Annotated in this window: 15 protein-coding genes; 11 read left to right on the top strand and 4 right to left on the bottom strand. The window is 43.7% G+C overall.

The window, feature by feature from the left end; genetic code table 11:
- Nucleotides 1-255 precede the first annotated feature (255 nt).
- The 3 genes from ISALK_RS06705 (at nucleotide 256) to ISALK_RS06695 (ending at nucleotide 4,249) form a co-directional block, all read left to right on the top strand.
- Nucleotides 256-1,527: a RidA family protein gene (locus ISALK_RS06705; protein WP_160720461.1), complete on the top strand. Its 1,272-nt coding sequence runs from the start codon at nucleotides 256-258 to the stop codon at nucleotides 1,525-1,527.
- 245 nt (nucleotides 1,528-1,772) lie between these two features.
- Nucleotides 1,773-3,239, top strand: coding sequence for a M28 family metallopeptidase (locus ISALK_RS06700; RefSeq protein ID WP_160720459.1), 1,467 nt, complete (start codon nucleotides 1,773-1,775; stop codon nucleotides 3,237-3,239).
- 2 nt (nucleotides 3,240-3,241) lie between these two features.
- Nucleotides 3,242-4,249, top strand: a complete 1,008-nt coding sequence (locus tag ISALK_RS06695) for a DUF21 domain-containing protein (RefSeq protein WP_160720457.1) — start codon at nucleotides 3,242-3,244, stop codon at nucleotides 4,247-4,249.
- Between the two features lie 67 nt (nucleotides 4,250-4,316).
- Here the strand turns inward: ISALK_RS06695 and ISALK_RS06690 are convergent, their stop codons facing one another.
- Both ISALK_RS06690 and ISALK_RS06685 read right to left on the bottom strand, forming a co-directional pair.
- Entirely contained in the window at nucleotides 4,317-4,673 is a 357-nt protein-coding gene (locus tag ISALK_RS06690) for a SpoIIAA family protein (protein ID WP_160720455.1), read from the bottom strand.
- Nucleotides 4,674-4,747: 74 nt separating this feature from the next.
- On the bottom strand, nucleotides 4,748-5,089 hold the full coding sequence (locus tag ISALK_RS06685) for a hypothetical protein (protein ID WP_160720453.1): 342 nt from the start codon (nucleotides 5,087-5,089) through the stop codon (nucleotides 4,748-4,750).
- Between the two features lie 179 nt (nucleotides 5,090-5,268).
- Here ISALK_RS06685 and ISALK_RS06680 point away from each other — a divergent pair, with 179 nt between their 5' ends.
- Both ISALK_RS06680 and ISALK_RS06675 read left to right on the top strand, forming a co-directional pair.
- Entirely contained in the window at nucleotides 5,269-6,405 is a 1,137-nt protein-coding gene (locus ISALK_RS06680) for a SpoIIE family protein phosphatase (protein ID WP_160720451.1), read from the top strand.
- A 104-nt stretch (nucleotides 6,406-6,509) separates the two neighbouring features.
- Complete coding sequence (locus ISALK_RS06675; protein ID WP_160720449.1) at nucleotides 6,510-6,713, top strand: ferritin family protein; 204 nt, start codon at nucleotides 6,510-6,512, stop codon at nucleotides 6,711-6,713.
- 25 nt (nucleotides 6,714-6,738) lie between these two features.
- On the opposite strand, the gene ISALK_RS06670 is transcribed toward ISALK_RS06675, so the two are convergent.
- Entirely contained in the window at nucleotides 6,739-8,487 is a 1,749-nt protein-coding gene (locus tag ISALK_RS06670) for an LTA synthase family protein (RefSeq protein WP_160720447.1), read from the bottom strand.
- 223 nt (nucleotides 8,488-8,710) lie between these two features.
- Here ISALK_RS06670 and ISALK_RS06665 point away from each other — a divergent pair, with 223 nt between their 5' ends.
- The 4 genes from ISALK_RS06665 to ISALK_RS06650 all read left to right on the top strand — a co-directional run bounded on the left by ISALK_RS06665 (nucleotide 8,711) and on the right by ISALK_RS06650 (nucleotide 12,499).
- Nucleotides 8,711-9,601, top strand: coding sequence for a metallophosphoesterase family protein (locus ISALK_RS06665; protein ID WP_160720445.1), 891 nt, complete (start codon nucleotides 8,711-8,713; stop codon nucleotides 9,599-9,601).
- A 197-nt stretch (nucleotides 9,602-9,798) separates the two neighbouring features.
- The gene (locus ISALK_RS06660; protein WP_160720443.1) at nucleotides 9,799-10,890 is read left to right on the top strand and encodes an AAA family ATPase; all 1,092 of its coding nucleotides are present in this window, start codon (nucleotides 9,799-9,801) and stop codon (nucleotides 10,888-10,890) included.
- A 208-nt stretch (nucleotides 10,891-11,098) separates the two neighbouring features.
- The gene (locus ISALK_RS06655) at nucleotides 11,099-11,299 is read left to right on the top strand and encodes a dodecin family protein (protein ID WP_160720441.1); all 201 of its coding nucleotides are present in this window, start codon (nucleotides 11,099-11,101) and stop codon (nucleotides 11,297-11,299) included.
- 348 nt (nucleotides 11,300-11,647) lie between these two features.
- Nucleotides 11,648-12,499 (top strand): patatin-like phospholipase family protein, encoded by an 852-nt coding sequence (locus tag ISALK_RS06650; protein ID WP_160720439.1) that lies wholly within the window; start codon nucleotides 11,648-11,650, stop codon nucleotides 12,497-12,499.
- 34 nt (nucleotides 12,500-12,533) lie between these two features.
- On the opposite strand, the gene ISALK_RS06645 is transcribed toward ISALK_RS06650, so the two are convergent.
- Nucleotides 12,534-12,773, bottom strand: a complete 240-nt coding sequence (locus ISALK_RS06645; protein WP_160720437.1) for a hypothetical protein — start codon at nucleotides 12,771-12,773, stop codon at nucleotides 12,534-12,536.
- A 329-nt stretch (nucleotides 12,774-13,102) separates the two neighbouring features.
- On the opposite strand from ISALK_RS06645, the gene ISALK_RS06640 reads away from it, so the two are divergent.
- On the top strand, nucleotides 13,103-15,175 hold the full coding sequence (locus ISALK_RS06640) for a transporter substrate-binding domain-containing protein (RefSeq protein WP_160720435.1): 2,073 nt from the start codon (nucleotides 13,103-13,105) through the stop codon (nucleotides 15,173-15,175).
- Nucleotides 15,168-16,532, top strand: coding sequence for a sigma-54-dependent transcriptional regulator (locus ISALK_RS06635; protein WP_160720433.1), 1,365 nt, complete (start codon nucleotides 15,168-15,170; stop codon nucleotides 16,530-16,532). The genes ISALK_RS06640 and ISALK_RS06635 overlap by 8 nt, the downstream gene beginning before the upstream one ends.
- Nucleotides 16,533-16,587 lie beyond the last annotated feature (55 nt).

The raw sequence follows: 16,587 nt of genomic DNA, 5'->3' as shown, positions 1-16,587 counted from the left end.
GGCCTTGCGATAAATCGGGGGGCAACTTCGTTTGAAAACAAAATAAAACAATGTTTTCAACGTATTAATTGCAGCTACGGAGGGTCTTTGTGAAAGTATAACAAAAAATCAAAATTTAGAAATGATTCAGACGAAATAGGTGGCAATAAGGAAGGGGGTGTGCTAGTATTGAACTTGTGGTGCTACTTTAGACCTGTTAACCCAAGCTTGAAATAAGGATGTTATAAAAAAATATATTTAAAGGAGAATGCGATAATGAGCAACTATAACGAAGTATTAGCAAGAAATACGGAAAAGGCTCCCCAAAACAAGGGGCGATCTTCTCAAACCGTGGCTTTTTCACATTACAACAATCTTTCCGCCCAATTACCTATGGATCCAACAACGGGGAAAATGGTAGCCGGCGGTGTGAAAGAGCAGGCGGAGCAGTGCTTTAACAATATTAAGGCCATTCTGGACAGCATCGACCATAGAATGAGCGACGTTGTTAAAATCACAGTATTTGTTCAAAATATCAAAGATGTTGACCTTGTAGACGAAGTGTATAAATCTTTCTTCCCAACTTATGTTCCTGCCCGTACGGTAGCGGCGGTTGCGGCGCTACCCATGGATGCCTTAGTTCAAGTGGATGCACTGGTATCCCATGGTGAAGGTACCATTCCCAACGCCCCCCAGGCAGGAGACCTTATAAAACTGACCAATAACACGGCAAATGCCCCAATGAATCCCTTAGCTACTCAAACCGTGGCCTTTTCCCATTACAATAATCTTTCCGCCCAATTACCCATGGATCCGAAATCCGGAAAAATCGTAACCGGCGATGTGAAAGATCAGGCAGGCCAGTGCTTAAAGAATATCAAGGGGATTTTGGAAAGTATCGACGTGCCCTTTGACGATATTGTTAAAATTAATATCTTCCTGAAAAACCTCAAGGATATTGAAGCTGTAAACCAGGTTTATTCAACCTTTTTCCCCGATTCGGCCATCGCAAGGGCGGTGTCCTATGTTCCTGCCCGTACGACCGTGGCAGTGGAAGCTTTACCGATGGATGCCTTGGTACAAATGGAAGCCGTGGTATCCCACGGAGACGGCACCCCTCCTCAAGCGGTGGAAGACCGGCATGGAATTATCATCGAAGCCAATAATACGGAGAAAGCACCAAAAAGCTCTTTATCTACCCAAACGGTGGCATTTTCTCACTACAACCATCTTTCGGCCCAGTTACCCATGGACCCAACAACGGGGAAAATGGTTGCCGGCGGTGTGAAAGCTCAGACGGAGCAGTGTCTGAAAAACATGAAGGCGATTGTAGAAAGTGTTGACCATGTACTGGAAGATGTGGTAAAAGTGAATATATTTGTTAAGGACATGGCGGATATCAATGCTGTGGATGACGCGTACAAAGATTTCTTCCCCGGGGGCATTCCCGCCCGTACAACCGTGGGCGTTTCCGATCTACCCACGGATGCATTAGTTCAAATCGATGCTGTGGTATCCAATGCGGAGGGAACACCGCCAAAAGCTTAGGGAAAACCGATAGTTATTAAAAATAGCAAGAAAGAAAGTCGCTGAAGGGGTATACAAACTTTTCGGCGATTTTTTTTGTCCGGCGGCGGAGCTATCTCGAAAGAGTGACAGGTTTCACTATAAATAACCTAACTCTTTTGTTAAAATAAGGACAACAGCAATAATGACAATTTTATGAAAAGGTGAGAAAAGCGAAGAGGTATCGGTCTTTTACTCAAGAAAATTTAATAAAAGGGGATGGAGTTATGAGAAAGAAAGGCACACTGATTCTGATCTTATTATTGATTTTCCCACTGCTAGCCTGTAATGAATCGGATTTGGATTCGGACAAAAGTACGGAGTTTAATTTAGAAGAGGCGTTTTCTGCGGAAGAGGCCTATCATCATATTGAGGCATTAACCGGGGAGGCGATGGAAGGAAGACGGGCGGGCACTGAAGGAAACCGGAGGGCCAAAGAATATATTAAAAATCACTTTGCATCCCTGGGTCTTTCGCCCTTAGGGGATGAAGAGAGCTATTATCAGTGGTATACCCAACAGGATCTTACCTTTACGAAGGAGGCTTCCCTGACCTTGTTGGATGATGAGGGTGAAATCCATAAAGAGTTTACAAACCGTAAAGACTATATACTCCTTAGAAGGTCGGTTTCCGGGGAGCATTCAAATCGTTTTGAACGGGTGGCCATGGATTCCGACTTTTCCCTGGAATCATCCATTACGTTGATCGAAGAGGAGGCGATGGAGGAAAATTCAAGTTTGGAAATCGAATCCCCGATTATTCTTGCGGAGAATATGGAGCAGCTGCATGTTTTATTACAGGATCACCGGGATGAAATCGAAGGTCTTATTCTCCTTCCCCAGGACCCCGTCAGCAACTTTACCGGAGAATCTCTACCAATGTATATAAAACCGGGATTTTTATACCTGGACGCTGATACGATGGAAGAGAACACTCCCGATGTAATGTATATCACACGAAGTACCTTTGATGAAATTCTATCCTTAAAGGATCAAGGGTATACCCTTCAAGCAAAGGGAGGATTTACCCATGAAGAGGTCTCCGTAGCTAATGTGATCGGAGGGTATGAAAGTCCTGAGGATACCAAGGACACCCTGTTATTGATCGCCCATTTTGATCATTTAGGGAAGGATTCCGACGGTTCTGTTAATCCCGGAGCCCTGGATAACGCCTCGGGCACCGCAGTGATGATGGAAATGGCAAGGGTTATTACGGAAGAGAACATGGAGATTCCCTTCAACATCGAGTTCATTGCCTTTAACGGCGAAGAGGACGGTCTCCTGGGATCATTTCATTACGCGGATACCATGGACCATGACCCCGAGGACCTAAAGGTGATCAATCTGGATATGGTCGGTGCCAGTGATGTGGACTATCTGTTGATCGATCCCAGTGACCGGGTTCCGGAAGAAAGCCTTTATATCCTTGTGGAGAGTATCCTAAAGGAGAAGGAAATCGATTACCGGCTACAACGAAACTCCGGAGGAAGCGACCATATTCCCTTTTCCTTAAAAGGGGCAGATGTACTCTTGCTACTGGATTATTCCCATCAGATATTCGACAACCATTATCACAACCACTACGACACCATGGACATTATTGATCAGGAGCGACTAGGGCTTTTCGGCAACATTCTGCTGGAAACCCTGCAGAGGAACTCCCTATTTTCAGACCGTGAAGCAAGGAGGGATTAAAGGTGGAGACGATTACCTGGTTAGGCATCCTCTTTTGTCTATCACAGTCAGCTATTTTATCGGGGTCAAATCTGGCCTTTTTCAGTATCAGTAAAATGCGTTTGGAGTTGGAAGTTAACAGAGATAACAATGATGCGAAAAAGGTAATGAAGCTCCGAAAAAATTCAAATTTTCTTCTGGTGACAATTCTTTGGGCGAATGTTGCCATTAATGTGCTTCTGGCTTTGCTGTCGGAATCGGTTATGACAGGCGTTGTTGCTTTTTTCTTCTCTACGATCCTGATCACAATTGTGGGGGAAATTCTACCCCAGGCATACTTCACCAGAAGAGCGTTAACCGTAGCAGCCTTTCTTTCGCCGCTGATTCGGGTATATCAGATCATACTCTATCCCATTGCCAAAGCAACAGCCTGGGTCTTGGACCATTGGCTGGGGGAAGAGGCTATTGAATATTTTAAGGAAAAAGATCTCGAAGAGCTGATTGCCATGCATATGAAAGCCGCTGACAGTGAAATTCAAAAAGTGGAGGGCCGCGGGGCAATGAATTTTCTTTCGATGGATGATCTGCCGCTGTCCTCAGAGGGAGAACCACTGAAGTCCGAAAGTATTTTGAAAATCCCTTTTAAAAAAGGTTATCCTGTTTTTCCGGAGGTTGAAAAAAAGGAAGGGAAAGAACTTATCGAGAAGATTGACGCATCCCGTCATAAATGGGTGGTGTTGATAGATCAGCGGGAGCGTCCCCGGATGGTGTTGGATGCGGATCATTTTCTCCGGGAAACGATGCTCCGACCAAACAGCAACAATCCACTGGAAGCTTGTCACCGACCGATAATTATCAGAGAGGGAAAAACTTCTATCGGGGATGTGTTGCCTCGATTTATGGCCTTGGGTAAGAAAAGGAAGGATCATGGGATTGACGAGGATGTTGTTTTACTTTGGAGTGATGAACGGAGAATTATTACCGGATCTGATATTTTAGAGAGACTCTTACGGGGGATTGCAAAGAAATAGGGGTGATCCTATCCCTTAACACAGGAAATCGCTTAAGAAACTTATTCAAGCTTCTTAAGCGATTTTGTTACGTTTTCAGCCAATGCCAGGCGTCATCTAACTCCCGGTTTTCAAAGGTTTTCATCTCCACACCGGGAAACACTTTATCAAGTTTTGTAGTGTGTTTCAGTTTATCATCATTTCCAACGATGGCGACCTTACTCATATGGCTATAATTCTTTACTGCTAATTTCAAGTCTTCCAATAGGGCACCGAGGGTAAAGTTCGGAAATTCCTGCATACGTATCAGAATATTGACTTCTCCGAATTTATCGACCTTATCCTCTAAAGCCGGGCGGATTTTTTCATAATCCTCTTTTCTTATTTTTTCACTGATTTCCAGTTCCAAAACCGGAACACCTTGATTATTAATTACTCTTACCATTTGCATCCCTCCAGAGACGAACCGTATCGGTTCAGAGTTTTTAATCAGCAACGATTTTTATCCCATGGTGGACTTTATGCTGCGCGATTTTCTTCCTTATTTTTCATTTCCATTGTTGCCATAACCCCTCCGATAAGGGCGATCACCATGAATACTGCCACAAACAGTCCACCAAGGATTGCGGCCAGGATCGCACTGAGAATCAAAAGGATTCCTATTATTTTATCCCTTGCTGTGATGGCCATTGTGCCAAAGATAATGACGAGGAAAGAAAAGAATAGGCCTCCCCATCCAATATCCTCAACAAGAGTAAGGGCTTCCCAATCGATGCCCCCGCCAAAAATTAATGTGGCAAAAGCGATCACAACAACGATGGCACCTGCAACCATCGCGATAATTCCTCCTGTTTTTTGCATGAAGATCCTCCTTTTCAATACCACTTATAAAATATCACTTTGTATTTTAAGTCTGCTGTTATTTAATTAACTACCCATTTTTATCCATAATTAACGGATTTCTTATAGACCATGGATTTTCCGGAACCACTCCTTATGTTATAATAATTGAGGACATAAGGAATCGGGAGGAAAAATTCATGAAAAAGATCATCGGAAAAGAAGAAATAACGGAGACCATCTCCCATATGATTGAGGACCGAATTCTGGTATGCAATAGCCAAGGGAAAATCCTCTTTTCCAATAGAGCCATGTGCGCATATCTAGGCTACGGGGAAAGTGAACTTCAGGAGAAACATATATTAGATATTATTGAAAAAAACTACATAGACCGGGTGAAATCCATTATGAAAAAGCCCCAGGAACAGCCCTCGGACTGGCAAGAGTTTTTACTCCGGGGCAGAGGGGCTACGAAGAAACTGCCCCTGAGGTTTAGCCGGCAGAAGGAACTTTTATATATTCATGGCAATGAAAAATATATGGAATATGAGAGAATGCGAAGGAAACTGGACATCGAGGTTAAAAATGCGATGAAAATCCATCAGCAAGCTCTTCCGAAGACCCTGCCCGATACGGAAAAACTGTCCTTTTCTTTCCTGCATCTTCCCGCCGAGGAACTGGGGGGAGATATCTTTGATGCATTCAAAGTGGATAACGGATTGTTGGATGACTATTTCGAGCAATATGTGTGCTTTATCGCCGACGTTTCAGGACATGGGCTGGATAGTGCCATGCTGTCGATTTTTATAAAGGACACCATAAGAAGTTACTTTAAGCTCAAGCATGTCCCGGGACAGGTTTTGTCCCCGAAAGAGATTCTACATTTTTTAGTGGAGCAATATATAAAAGAGGGGTATCCCGACGAATATCTGGTCTGTCTTTTTATCGCGGTATTTGATGTAAATACCAAGGAACTTACTTACTCTGCTGCGGGTTTTCATGAACCCCCCTTTTTCATCCGGGAGGGAAACGAGATCATGGAACTGGATGAAGGAGGCATGCCGATTTCCGCAGGGATTGACAGGGAATGGTTAAAATATGAGGATACCTCGGTTTCTTTATCCCCGGGAATAACCCTGTTTATGATGTCCGACGGGCTGCCGGAGCAACGGGGAGACAATCAGTGTTACGATTACCGATTCAAGAGACTGGTCGAGGAAATCCACTCCCTAAGGCCCGGGGAGATAACCGATAAAGTTCAAGCGGACTTTAGAGATCACGTAAAACATAGAAAAGTGGAAGATGATATAACTTTAGTGGTGGCGCAATTAACTTGAATCCCCGAGGATTGAAGTAACGGACCACTGCGTATAATGGGAGAAGGGTTTGCAGCAATTTGCAACAATAGGATAAAATACTTTGGTAAAGGGAGGAAATCAAAATGCAAGAGGTATTGGATTGGATTTTAGAGGCGATTGAAGATGAGGTGGAAGCCCAGGAACGTTATAAAAACCTTTCGGAGAAGGTGGAGGATCCGAAGGCGAAAAAATTTTTTGAACAGCTCAGGTTGGATGAAGAAGAGCATGAACGGGTGCTTCGCTCACGGTACGACGCCTTTGCAAAAATGCTGGAGGCGGATAAATAACAGAAAAAGAGTGGGGTGTATGTCATCATTCACCCCACTCTTTTTCGTCGATTAAACGGTTTCGAAGGCTTCGATACATTTCCATAAGCTCTTGATACTCTTCGCTTTCCTGATCATAGCGGTTACCGTCGGCATCGGTATAGTGATCGTTTTGGATTAAGGGGGCATGATCATGGATTTCATTCACCAGTTGTAAATGCTTGGGCACTTCCACGCCGGCCTGTTCCAGTACCAATGGGGACAGGCCGGTGGCGTTTTGTAAGGGCAATTCCTCTTCCTCCAGGGAGTAGTTTGCCCAGAGGATGTAAGGGACGGTATGGAGGCGTAAATCGTCTTTGAGCTCTTCTAAGGTTTCATCTCCCACATAGCCCATTTCCCGATACAGATCGTAATTATTTCCAAACATCGGTAAATGATCTCCGAAAAACAGTAATAGGGTGGGCTCATCGGAGTCTCTTAGATAATCCACCAGATGTTTTAAGGCCTGGTCGGAGAAATAGAGGCCGTCGGCATAGGTTTGCAGTATGGTTTCCTGTCTTGAGTTTAAGTTGTGGTCAAAATCAATAACAGGCTCATTTCTCTGTTCATGATAGGGCCCGTGGTTTTGCATGGTCAGGGTATAGTTAAAGATCGGCTCCTCGGATGCTTCGATTTGCTCTATCAATTGATCAGTTACATAATCATCGGATACAAAGGGGCCCAAGGTCGGAGGGTCATCTAAATCCTTCAGGGCCGTAAAATTATCAAATCCCAGATGGGGAAACACTTCATCCCGGCGATAATACCAGTGATGATAGGGGTGCAGGGCTTCGGTTCGATAACCCTGTTCCTTGAAAATGGAAGCCAGGGAGGGCATGGGCCCGTAGATGTCATTACGGTAAACGATGTGCCAATCGGCGGAGTAGGTTTTGAGGCTAATACCGGTTAACACTTCAAATTCCGTATTGGCGGTACCGCCGCCGAATACCGGAACGTATATTTCGCCGTGGATGCTTTCCTCCTGTAAGTCTTCAAAATTTTGTATCGGGTTCGGGGAAAAATCTCCATCCAGCAGATTTATATTCCAAAAGGCCTCACTGATGAAGATAATCACATTAGGATCCCGGTCTTCAAGTTCCCTGGCCTCTTGGTCTTTCCCGGAAGGCGCTTCGTCCATCAACCGGTCTTCCAGGTCGTCCCATTCCATGGAAGTATCGGGCTCCCCTTCTACGACGGCTCGTGGAAGGGAATAGATAAAGCCCAGTTCCCAGGGACCATAGGCTTCAGCGTATAGGCCCTGCCCAAGCAATAAAACCCCCAGGCAGATTCCCAGAGCGGAAAGGGCACTGAGTTTCATATTCTGATAGGGGGGCTCCCCAAACCACTTCTTGATCAGTCGCAACAGACCATAAAGCACCGGTCCTCCCAAAAGGATCAGGGCAAGGGAAAGGGGGGTGATTAAATTCGGGGTTAAGGCGAAAAATTCCCGGACCAGGAAAACATCCTTCGGCTGAAAGGGCACACTTCGAAGATTGATTTTGTTGCCGTTGACCACGCCAAGGACAATGCTTCCCACTAAGACAAACCAAACCCCGCGGTAAAGCTTTCCAAAACAAAAACCGAACAGAACAGCCAGCGCCATCAGCAACGTGAGATTTACCAGAAAAATAATGGGATTTCCCACGATCCACTGCAAAACTTCGGTGATCGTTGTTCGAAACAGATACTCACTGAAAATAATCGGTAGACTCATCAGCAACCCTAATTTTAATAGATAACGGTTTTTTTCTTTCATAGGGATCCCTCGATTCCATTGATTTTTAGCTCTGAAATAACAGAATTTTTTTATAATTACATACTATGGAACTAGATTATACCAAGAAAATGTTTCATCCATGAGTCGCGGACCATGCCCCGCCCTGTCTCTGGATCCGATCCCTGTGGGAAATTCCTGTTTTTGATTTTGAAAAAACAGGGTATAAAGTAATAAAACCTTAAATCCTATGGGAGTGATGGTATTGAGAACCGTCCAACTATTGACGAAGGCTTATGAAAATGCGAAGGTTATAAGGATTGACGACAAATCCAAGTACATTATTTTCAGTGACTGCCATAGAGGGAACGGCAGTATGAACGATGAGTTCAGCAGAAATGAAAACACTTATTTATATGCTCTTCGGTATTACTTTAATAAGGGGTATACCTACATTGAAGCCGGGGATGGAGATGAGCTTTGGGAGCATAAGTTTGGACATATCAAAAAAGCCCATGCCGGTGTATTCAGCAGGATCCGAAAATTCCATGAGGAGGGTCGCTTTATTTTGATTTACGGTAATCATAATATCTTCTTGAGGAAGGAAAAATATGTCCGGAAAAATTATGACACTTTCTATGACCACTATGATGAAGCGGAGTACAGTCTTCTAAAGGGCGTTAAGCCCGAGGAAGCCCTGGTGCTGAAAGTACCGGAAACCGAACAGGAAATTTTTATCGTTCATGGACATCAGGGGGATTTACTGAATGATCAATTATGGCCCTTTGCCATGTTTTCTTTGAAGTACTTTTGGCGGTTTTTCCATTCCTTCGGCATTCGAAACCCTGCAAGTCCAGTGAAAAACGTTCATAAGCAGCACAAAATCGAAAAAAACTATAAAAAATGGATTGACGAGAAGAAAACCATGCTTATTTGTGGACACACCCATCGGGTGAAATATCCCAAGCCCGAGGAGCTTCCCTATTTTAATACCGGTTGCTGTGTGTACCCCAGAAGGGTTACCGGCATCGAAATCGCCGAGGGCAATATCCTGTTAATACAGTGGCGGATGGTGCCGGACGAAGAGGGGATTATGAGAGTTAAAAGAAAGGTCCTTAGGGGACCGGAGCCCTTTGGGAATTTTGATATCCGATGAGGAAAACCGGTACCGGAGATCTTTGATTTTAAACTAAAGGAAAAGTAGCTGAAAGACCAAAGGGAAACGCCCTCATGTATCTGAAATGTGTTTCCGAAAGAAGAGTGTTTAGCAGGACGGTATTAGGATATCAATATTTTATAGAGTGGATAAAAAAGGGATCGCTCAGACGATTTCCCTAAAAGAGAGGTGAGAGCATGGACAAGAGGATTTTGGAAGGCGGTATCGAGGAGGTAGAAGGGATTAAAGAACAGCTGACGGAACTGAACAACTGCAGGGAGCGGGAAAATGAGCTGGAAGTGAAAGAAAAGGAAGCACAGCAAAACCTGACACAAAAAGAAAATGCCGTTGAGAGTGAAATTAAGAGCGTGACCCGACAACGAAGAGAAGAATTGGAATCCACCTTCGATAAGCAGTTGGAGAGTGTACAAGGAAAACTGAAAAAAGTGGAGGCCAATAAAGAAAAAGCGAAGAAGAAGGCCATGAGCCAACGGATCCATGAGGAAACCGCGGATTTAAGAAAGGAAGAGGAGGAATTAAGCCTCGCAGGAAGGGCGGTTTTTAAAGAAAAGAACATTCCCCTGATGTATAACAATCGATGGTTTTTTGCCCTGTATTTTCCCAGCGGCCTGGGGGATATCGGTATTGTGATATTGACGTTGGCTCTGGCGTTTTTTGCAGTGCCCTTTGGGATTTATAACATATTTTTTGAGGGAATGGGGACCCTGTATCTGGGAATGTCCTATGTTATTGCTATTCTGGTATTTGGAGGACTTTATCTTATCATAAGCAAAACGAAATACAAGCATTTGGATGCGCTGAAAAGGGTTAAGGAAATACGAAAGCAGATCCGGGAAAATCAGAAAGAACAACGAAAAATCAAGCGGCAAATTGAGAAGGATGAGGATGAAAATCCCTATGATCTAAAAGAATTTGATCGGGAAATTGAAGAATATAAGAAATCTATCCAGGAACTTACGGAAAAAAAGAAAAAGGCTTTACAGGAATTTGATGAGGAGACCGCACAGGAAATCCAGCGACAGATCAAAGAGACTCATGAAGAGGAGTTAAAGGCTTTAAAAGAAGCATATCAAAGGATCTATGACGAGCGTAAGGATAACCTGGAAAAGCTGAACAATCTATCGGTAAAAGTTTCCACGGAATACGAAAGTATACTGGGTAAGGAAGTACTTACGGTTGAAAAACTGGACAAAATGGCGGAAACGATCCGGGAGGGTAAAGCCGAGAATATTAAAGAAGCGAAGGAAGTGCTGAACCAAGAAAATTGAGACAGGATTTAAGCCTGTTATATAGTTTACTCTTATGAATTCCGGGTAAGTAATGGAATAACTGCTAATTATTTAACGAAAATTGTTGCCTTCTACCAAAGAAGAGAAGATGTCGGAGTGGATGGGGAATTTGTTTCCTTATCCAGTGAGGATTCGATGAACGGACAGGGATCCTCTCTAAAAAAGTGAAATGAAGGGAGGTTTGAAAATGGCAGTAGTTAAAGTTATTGAAGTTTTAGCTCAATCCACAGAAGGCTGGGAAGCTGCTACACAGGAAGCCGTAAATGAGGTATCCAAATCAGTGGATAATATTGAATCGGTTTATGTAAAGGATTTCCAAGCTATAGTTGAAAACAATCAGGTTGTTAAATATCGAGTGAATGCGAAGGTTTCCTTTCTCGTTAAGTAAGAAGCATTTTTAACTTCTGTTTCGGGTAAACTTTCACCGACTGGCAGAAAAAACAGTATAAGACAAAAAATCTCAGCATAGGGAACCGACAAAGGTTCCTTATGCTGTTTTCATCCTCTTTTATAAAATTCTTTTCGTTAAAACGGTCATAATGGTCGTTGTAAGGTTATTTATTCTAAAAAAGGACTTGTAAAAGGGTCGGTAAGACCGTTGAATGTGTTGAATAATATTGAGGAAGTTTCTCGAGAATTTGAACTGGAAATTTTTTCAATCTTCGCGAAAGACGGCACCGAGGAAGATGTAATCGAATTAACACTAAGGATGGAATAAAGGGGGAAGGAGAATAGGATGAAAAATGCAGGGTTGGTGTTAGAAGGGGGAGGCATGAGAGGGCTGTATACATCCGGTGTACTGGATTTTTTCATGGAGAAGGGACTGTATTTTCCCTATGTAATCGGGGTTTCTGCCGGGGCCTGCAATGCCCTTTCTTATATATCCAGGCAGCCGGGTAGGAGTCATGATATCAATATCAATTATGCCAATGATCCCCGATATATTAATTATACCAATTTATTAAAAGGAAAAGGGCTCTTTAATATGGAGTTCGCCTTTAATGACATACCGGATCATTTAATTCCCTTTGATTACCGGGCATTCGAAGAGGCATCGGAAAGATTGGTGATTCCTGCAACGGATTGCAATACTGGGAAAGCGGTGTACTTCGAGAAAGATAAGTGCAAAAGTATCTATACTGCGGCAAAAGCATCCAGCAGTCTGCCCTTCGTTTCAAAAATGGTTTCCCTGGAAGGGTATCAACTGCTGGACGGAGGCATTGCGGATCCCATACCCATTGTGAAGTCCCTAAAGGATGGGAACACCTTCAATGTGGTAGTCTTAACAAGGCATAAGGGATACCGAAAAAGCCCTTCGGTCCTTCAAAAACTGGCGAAGACCACCTATATGAAAAACAAAGAATTGGCTGAGGCGATCTGTAACCGGTATAAGGTCTACAATGATACGCTGGACTACATTGAAAAATTGGAAAGGGAAAATAAAGTGCTGGTTTTCCGGCCGAGAAAATCCGTAGAGATTGACCGGGTTGAACGGGATGTGGAAAAGTTGAAAAACTTGTATTGGGAAGGGTACCATGATGCAAAAAGAGAATTTGACCATTTGGAAGGACCAAGGGCTTCTTGTTGAAGAAAATAACAAGGGGCGTCTTGGTCCTTTCTTTTTATCTTTTACAGTCAATAAAGCATCGATAAAACCCGGTTCGACGAGGAACTAAATTACGATAGACTGCAATCTGCGCACAGTGGGAACAAACTGAAATTCTATCATGTTGTTGCAACCACTCCTCCCAATACTGATGACTATAAGGCCCGATGTCCTGTTCTGTATTGGAAAGTATTCCCACCATCACCAATACCATCACCATGATTATAACCAACAAAAACACTATTATTTTCTTCATAGGATCCCCACCTATCACAATAGTGATAAAGCCCTTTTCCCGACACTAATAACCGACACGAAAGGAATTGAAACACAAAAATACCGACCATGACTGGTCGGTTACGCTATTGACTAGATTTGACGAAAGCGTCCAACTACTCGTCAAATTTCAAAGTCCCCTTTTAGGTATTTCTTTTATACCCCAATAAGTAATTATCAAACAATCAATTACACTTTTTGCACCTCTTTGTTGAGAAATATCGGATAAATCCATAGGAGAGGAAAATAAGAAAATTTTGTGAAAATAAGAATGACTGGTATAATAAAGGTTATGAAAGGAGGCTTATCATGAAACTCAAGAAAAATTCCCTCCGGGGAGGTTCGGCGACCATTTTTTTTATGGCGATCATCCTGCTTATAATGATAAGTTCTTCCTTCGTGACGGCTGAAGTGGAGGCTGAACCGGAAGAGGAACCTCGGTTTATATTTGCCTTTGACCCTCATCTACCACCGATACAATATATGGAAGACGGTACTGCCGCAGGATACAGTGTGGAAATAATGGATCGTGTGGCCGAGGTGGAAGGGTTTGAAATAGAATACCTTCCCATGACCTTATCGGAAAGCAAAAGCGCCTTAGAGAGGGAAGAAATTGACGGAATTCTGGGGATTAACTATTCCTCGGATCGGGCGGAAGACATGGAGTTCAGTGAAAGTTTTTTAAACTCCTCGGTGGCCATGTTTGTTGCAGGAGAACACACCGGTAAAATAGAAAATATCGTTGATTTATCCGGGTATACAGTAGCCATTCAGGAGGATACGGTGGAATATAGTTTTTTGAATAGTTTTAGAGGCATTCAATTCAATGTTGCCTCTAATCAAACCTATGCCCTGGAGCTTCTTGCCCTTGGTCGGGGAGACGTGTTTATCGGAGACCGGGTGGTCGGGCAGTATTTAATCAATGATAGTGAGAGAGCACATAATATTGACATGGTCACGGGCTATCTCTTGCCCTCCGAGTATACCATTGCGGCACAAAAGGATGACTATCCGTTAATAGGTAGGATCAATCAAGGGTTGCAGACCATACGGAATGACGGGAGTTACAGTGAAATTTACAATCGCTGGTTTGAAGAGGACCGGCTGCTGTTGCAAAGACGATTTGATTTAGTCATGCGGGTGCTTACCATCGGCGGTTTTCTTATTCTTGTGGTTTTTATAGGAGGCTTACTGTGGAATAAACAGCTTAAGAAACAAGTGGATCGGAAAACCCTGGATCTTCAAAAGACCAACCGGAAGCTGGAAAAACAAATAAACAAAACCAAAAACTCCAATCTGTTAAGAGATCAAATACTGGAGAACACGCCAAGGGGCGTTATAATGTTAAATACTGAGGGGAAAATCCTTTCCGTGAATCCTGCGGGGGAGGAACTTGCAAATATGAAAGGGGATTACACAGGAACCCTTTACCGGAACGTTCCGTTGTTTGAGGATCTTCTCAAGGACAGGTTTAAGGAAGTTCTGGAAGAAAAGAGGGTATACACAGGAATTGAAAAGGACTTGAAACATCACAGAGGAAAGTGGATGACCGTGGGAGCAAGCACTTATCCCCTGTTGAACTTTGAAAATCGGGCCATCGGCTTAATACTGACCTTAGAGGACATCACAAAGGAGAAGAAACTCCGGGCGCAATTGTTTGAAAAGGAAAAAGCCAGAGCATTAAACCGTATCGTTGCCGGGATAGCCCATGAAATTCGAAACCCCGTCACCTCTATTAAAACCTTTGTGGAACTGATTCCGGGAAAGATTGAGAACCCGAGGTTCCGTAAAGAAATTGTAAACTATGTACCGAAGGAGCTGGACCGGGTAAATCGGCTAATTGAAAATCTCATCGATTATGCGAAACCGAAATCCATTCACCAGACCCTGGTGTATCCCCATGAGGTGATACAGTCCTGTATCGTTCTTTACGAGGGGATCATCCGTAAAAAGAATTTTAACATCGGTATGGACCTCGAGGAGAACGTATCCCTCTATGTGGACCCTAATCAGCTTAAACAAGTGATGATCAATCTGATCCTCAATGGGATCGAGGCCATGGAAGAAGGTTCAGAGGAGCAGGGGATTGGGAAAGGGGATAAGCCCGGCATCCTCATCCGCTCATATGGAAAAGAAAACAAAGGGATCATAGAAGTGCTGGATGAAGGGATCGGAATGACGGCGGAGGCCTTAGAGGTTGCCTGTGATCCTTTTTACACCACCAAGGAAAAAGGAACCGGTTTAGGCCTTGCTTTATCGAAGCAGTATATCGAAGAAAACGGGGGAGAAATGATCATAGAAAGTATTTACCAAAAAGGAACGACGATCAGTCTGATCTTTGATCAGGCGGTGGATATTGACGGAGGTGATCAGCGTGGATAAAATTCTGATTGTGGATGATGAGCAGGCAATTTGCACTTCCCTTGAATTTGCCTTAGAGGAAGATTATGAAGTGATTACAACTACAAAGCCTGAAAAAGCCTTAGAGATCATCAAGGAACAGGACATCGATCTTTGTTTACTGGACCTACGGATCGGAAAGGTGGACGGCATCGAGGTTTTGAAAAAGATCAAAGGGATGAATGAAGAAGTTCTGGTTATTATGATGACCGCCTACGGATCCATCGACTCTTCCATCGAGGCGGTAAAGGAAGGGGCCTATTATTATTTAACGAAACCTTTGCAAATGGAAGGTTTGTTTGCTTTATTGGAACAGGCCTTTAAATACAAGCGGCTCCATGAGAAGGTGAACTATTTAAGCGGAGAACTGGAACAAAAGTATCGGTACCGGGATCTTGTGGGAAAAAGCGGGGAAATGCAAAAAGTCTTCAGCCTCATTGAGAAGGTAAAGGATGTGGACAGCAGTGTCATGATCACCGGGGATAGCGGCACGGGTAAGGAGCTGGTTGCCCGGGCCATCCATTTTGGCGGCCGGCGGCGGAACGAACATTTTGAAGTGGTGAACTGTGCGGCGATTCCCGAGAATTTATTTGAAAGCGAGCTCTTCGGCTATAAAAAAGGAGCCTTCACCGGGGCGACAAGGGATAAAAAAGGGAAGTTCGAACTGGCCAAGGAGGGGACCCTCTTTTTAGATGAGATCGGGGATATGCCCATGGCTCTGCAAGCCAAGCTCTTAAGAGTGATCCAGCAAAAAGAGATTACCCCCCTTGGGGCAGCGGAGCCGATAAAACTTAATCTGCGGATGCTCTGTGCCACTAATAAAGACGTCAGGCATCAAGTGGAAATCGGAGAATTCCGTGAAGATCTGTATTTTCGCTTAAATGTGGTGGAGGTGCATGTGCCATCCCTCAATGAAAGGCGGCAGGATTTGCCTCTTTTATTTGAACACTTTTTACATTACTATAATAAAGAGTTAAGTAAGACCACTAAGAAAATATCGAAAGAAGCCCGGGAATGCCTGCTTCGCTACGGATACCCGGGAAATGTCCGGGAACTGAAAAATGTAATCGAACACGCAATGGTGATGTCGGAAGAAGAGGAAATCGAAATCTATGATTTGCCCGAAAAAGTCCGGGAAGACTACAGTCTTGGAAAAAATCCGTCGAAGGATGTGGTGAACCCCTTGGTGGGGCTGACCCTTGAAGAGGTGGAATGCAAATTGATCAAGGAAACACTGGATAAGAATCAGGGGCATCGACAAAAGACGGCGAAAATGTTGGGAATCAGCGTTCGAGGTCTCAGAAATAAAATTCAACGCTGTGAACTAATAGTAGAATAACGGGGGAAGGGGAACTTTTTTCCTCATACAAGGGGAAAATTTTTCCCCTTTTTTG

Source organism: Isachenkonia alkalipeptolytica (assembly GCF_009910325.1).
Taxonomy (GTDB): Bacteria; Bacillota; Clostridia; order Peptostreptococcales; family T1SED10-28; genus Isachenkonia; species Isachenkonia alkalipeptolytica.
Note: the sequence above shows the minus strand (reverse complement) of the source record. Positions and strands in the feature narration are given on the sequence as shown.

Coding starts and splice junctions, on each gene's coding strand:
- ISALK_RS06705 (WP_160720461.1), top strand. CDS start 256: ATGAGCAACTATAACGAAGTATTAGCAAGAAATACGGAAAAGGCTCCC.
- ISALK_RS06700 (WP_160720459.1), top strand. CDS start 1,773: ATGAGAAAGAAAGGCACACTGATTCTGATCTTATTATTGATTTTCCCA.
- ISALK_RS06690 (WP_160720455.1), bottom strand. CDS start 4,673: ATGGTAAGAGTAATTAATAATCAAGGTGTTCCGGTTTTGGAACTGGAA.
- ISALK_RS06685 (WP_160720453.1), bottom strand. CDS start 5,089: ATGCAAAAAACAGGAGGAATTATCGCGATGGTTGCAGGTGCCATCGTT.
- ISALK_RS06680 (WP_160720451.1), top strand. CDS start 5,269: ATGAAAAAGATCATCGGAAAAGAAGAAATAACGGAGACCATCTCCCAT.
- ISALK_RS06675 (WP_160720449.1), top strand. CDS start 6,510: ATGCAAGAGGTATTGGATTGGATTTTAGAGGCGATTGAAGATGAGGTG.
- ISALK_RS06670 (WP_160720447.1), bottom strand. CDS start 8,487: ATGAAAGAAAAAAACCGTTATCTATTAAAATTAGGGTTGCTGATGAGT.
- ISALK_RS06660 (WP_160720443.1), top strand. CDS start 9,799: ATGGACAAGAGGATTTTGGAAGGCGGTATCGAGGAGGTAGAAGGGATT.
- ISALK_RS06655 (WP_160720441.1), top strand. CDS start 11,099: ATGGCAGTAGTTAAAGTTATTGAAGTTTTAGCTCAATCCACAGAAGGC.
- ISALK_RS06650 (WP_160720439.1), top strand. CDS start 11,648: ATGAAAAATGCAGGGTTGGTGTTAGAAGGGGGAGGCATGAGAGGGCTG.
- ISALK_RS06645 (WP_160720437.1), bottom strand. CDS start 12,773: ATGAAGAAAATAATAGTGTTTTTGTTGGTTATAATCATGGTGATGGTA.
- ISALK_RS06640 (WP_160720435.1), top strand. CDS start 13,103: ATGAAACTCAAGAAAAATTCCCTCCGGGGAGGTTCGGCGACCATTTTT.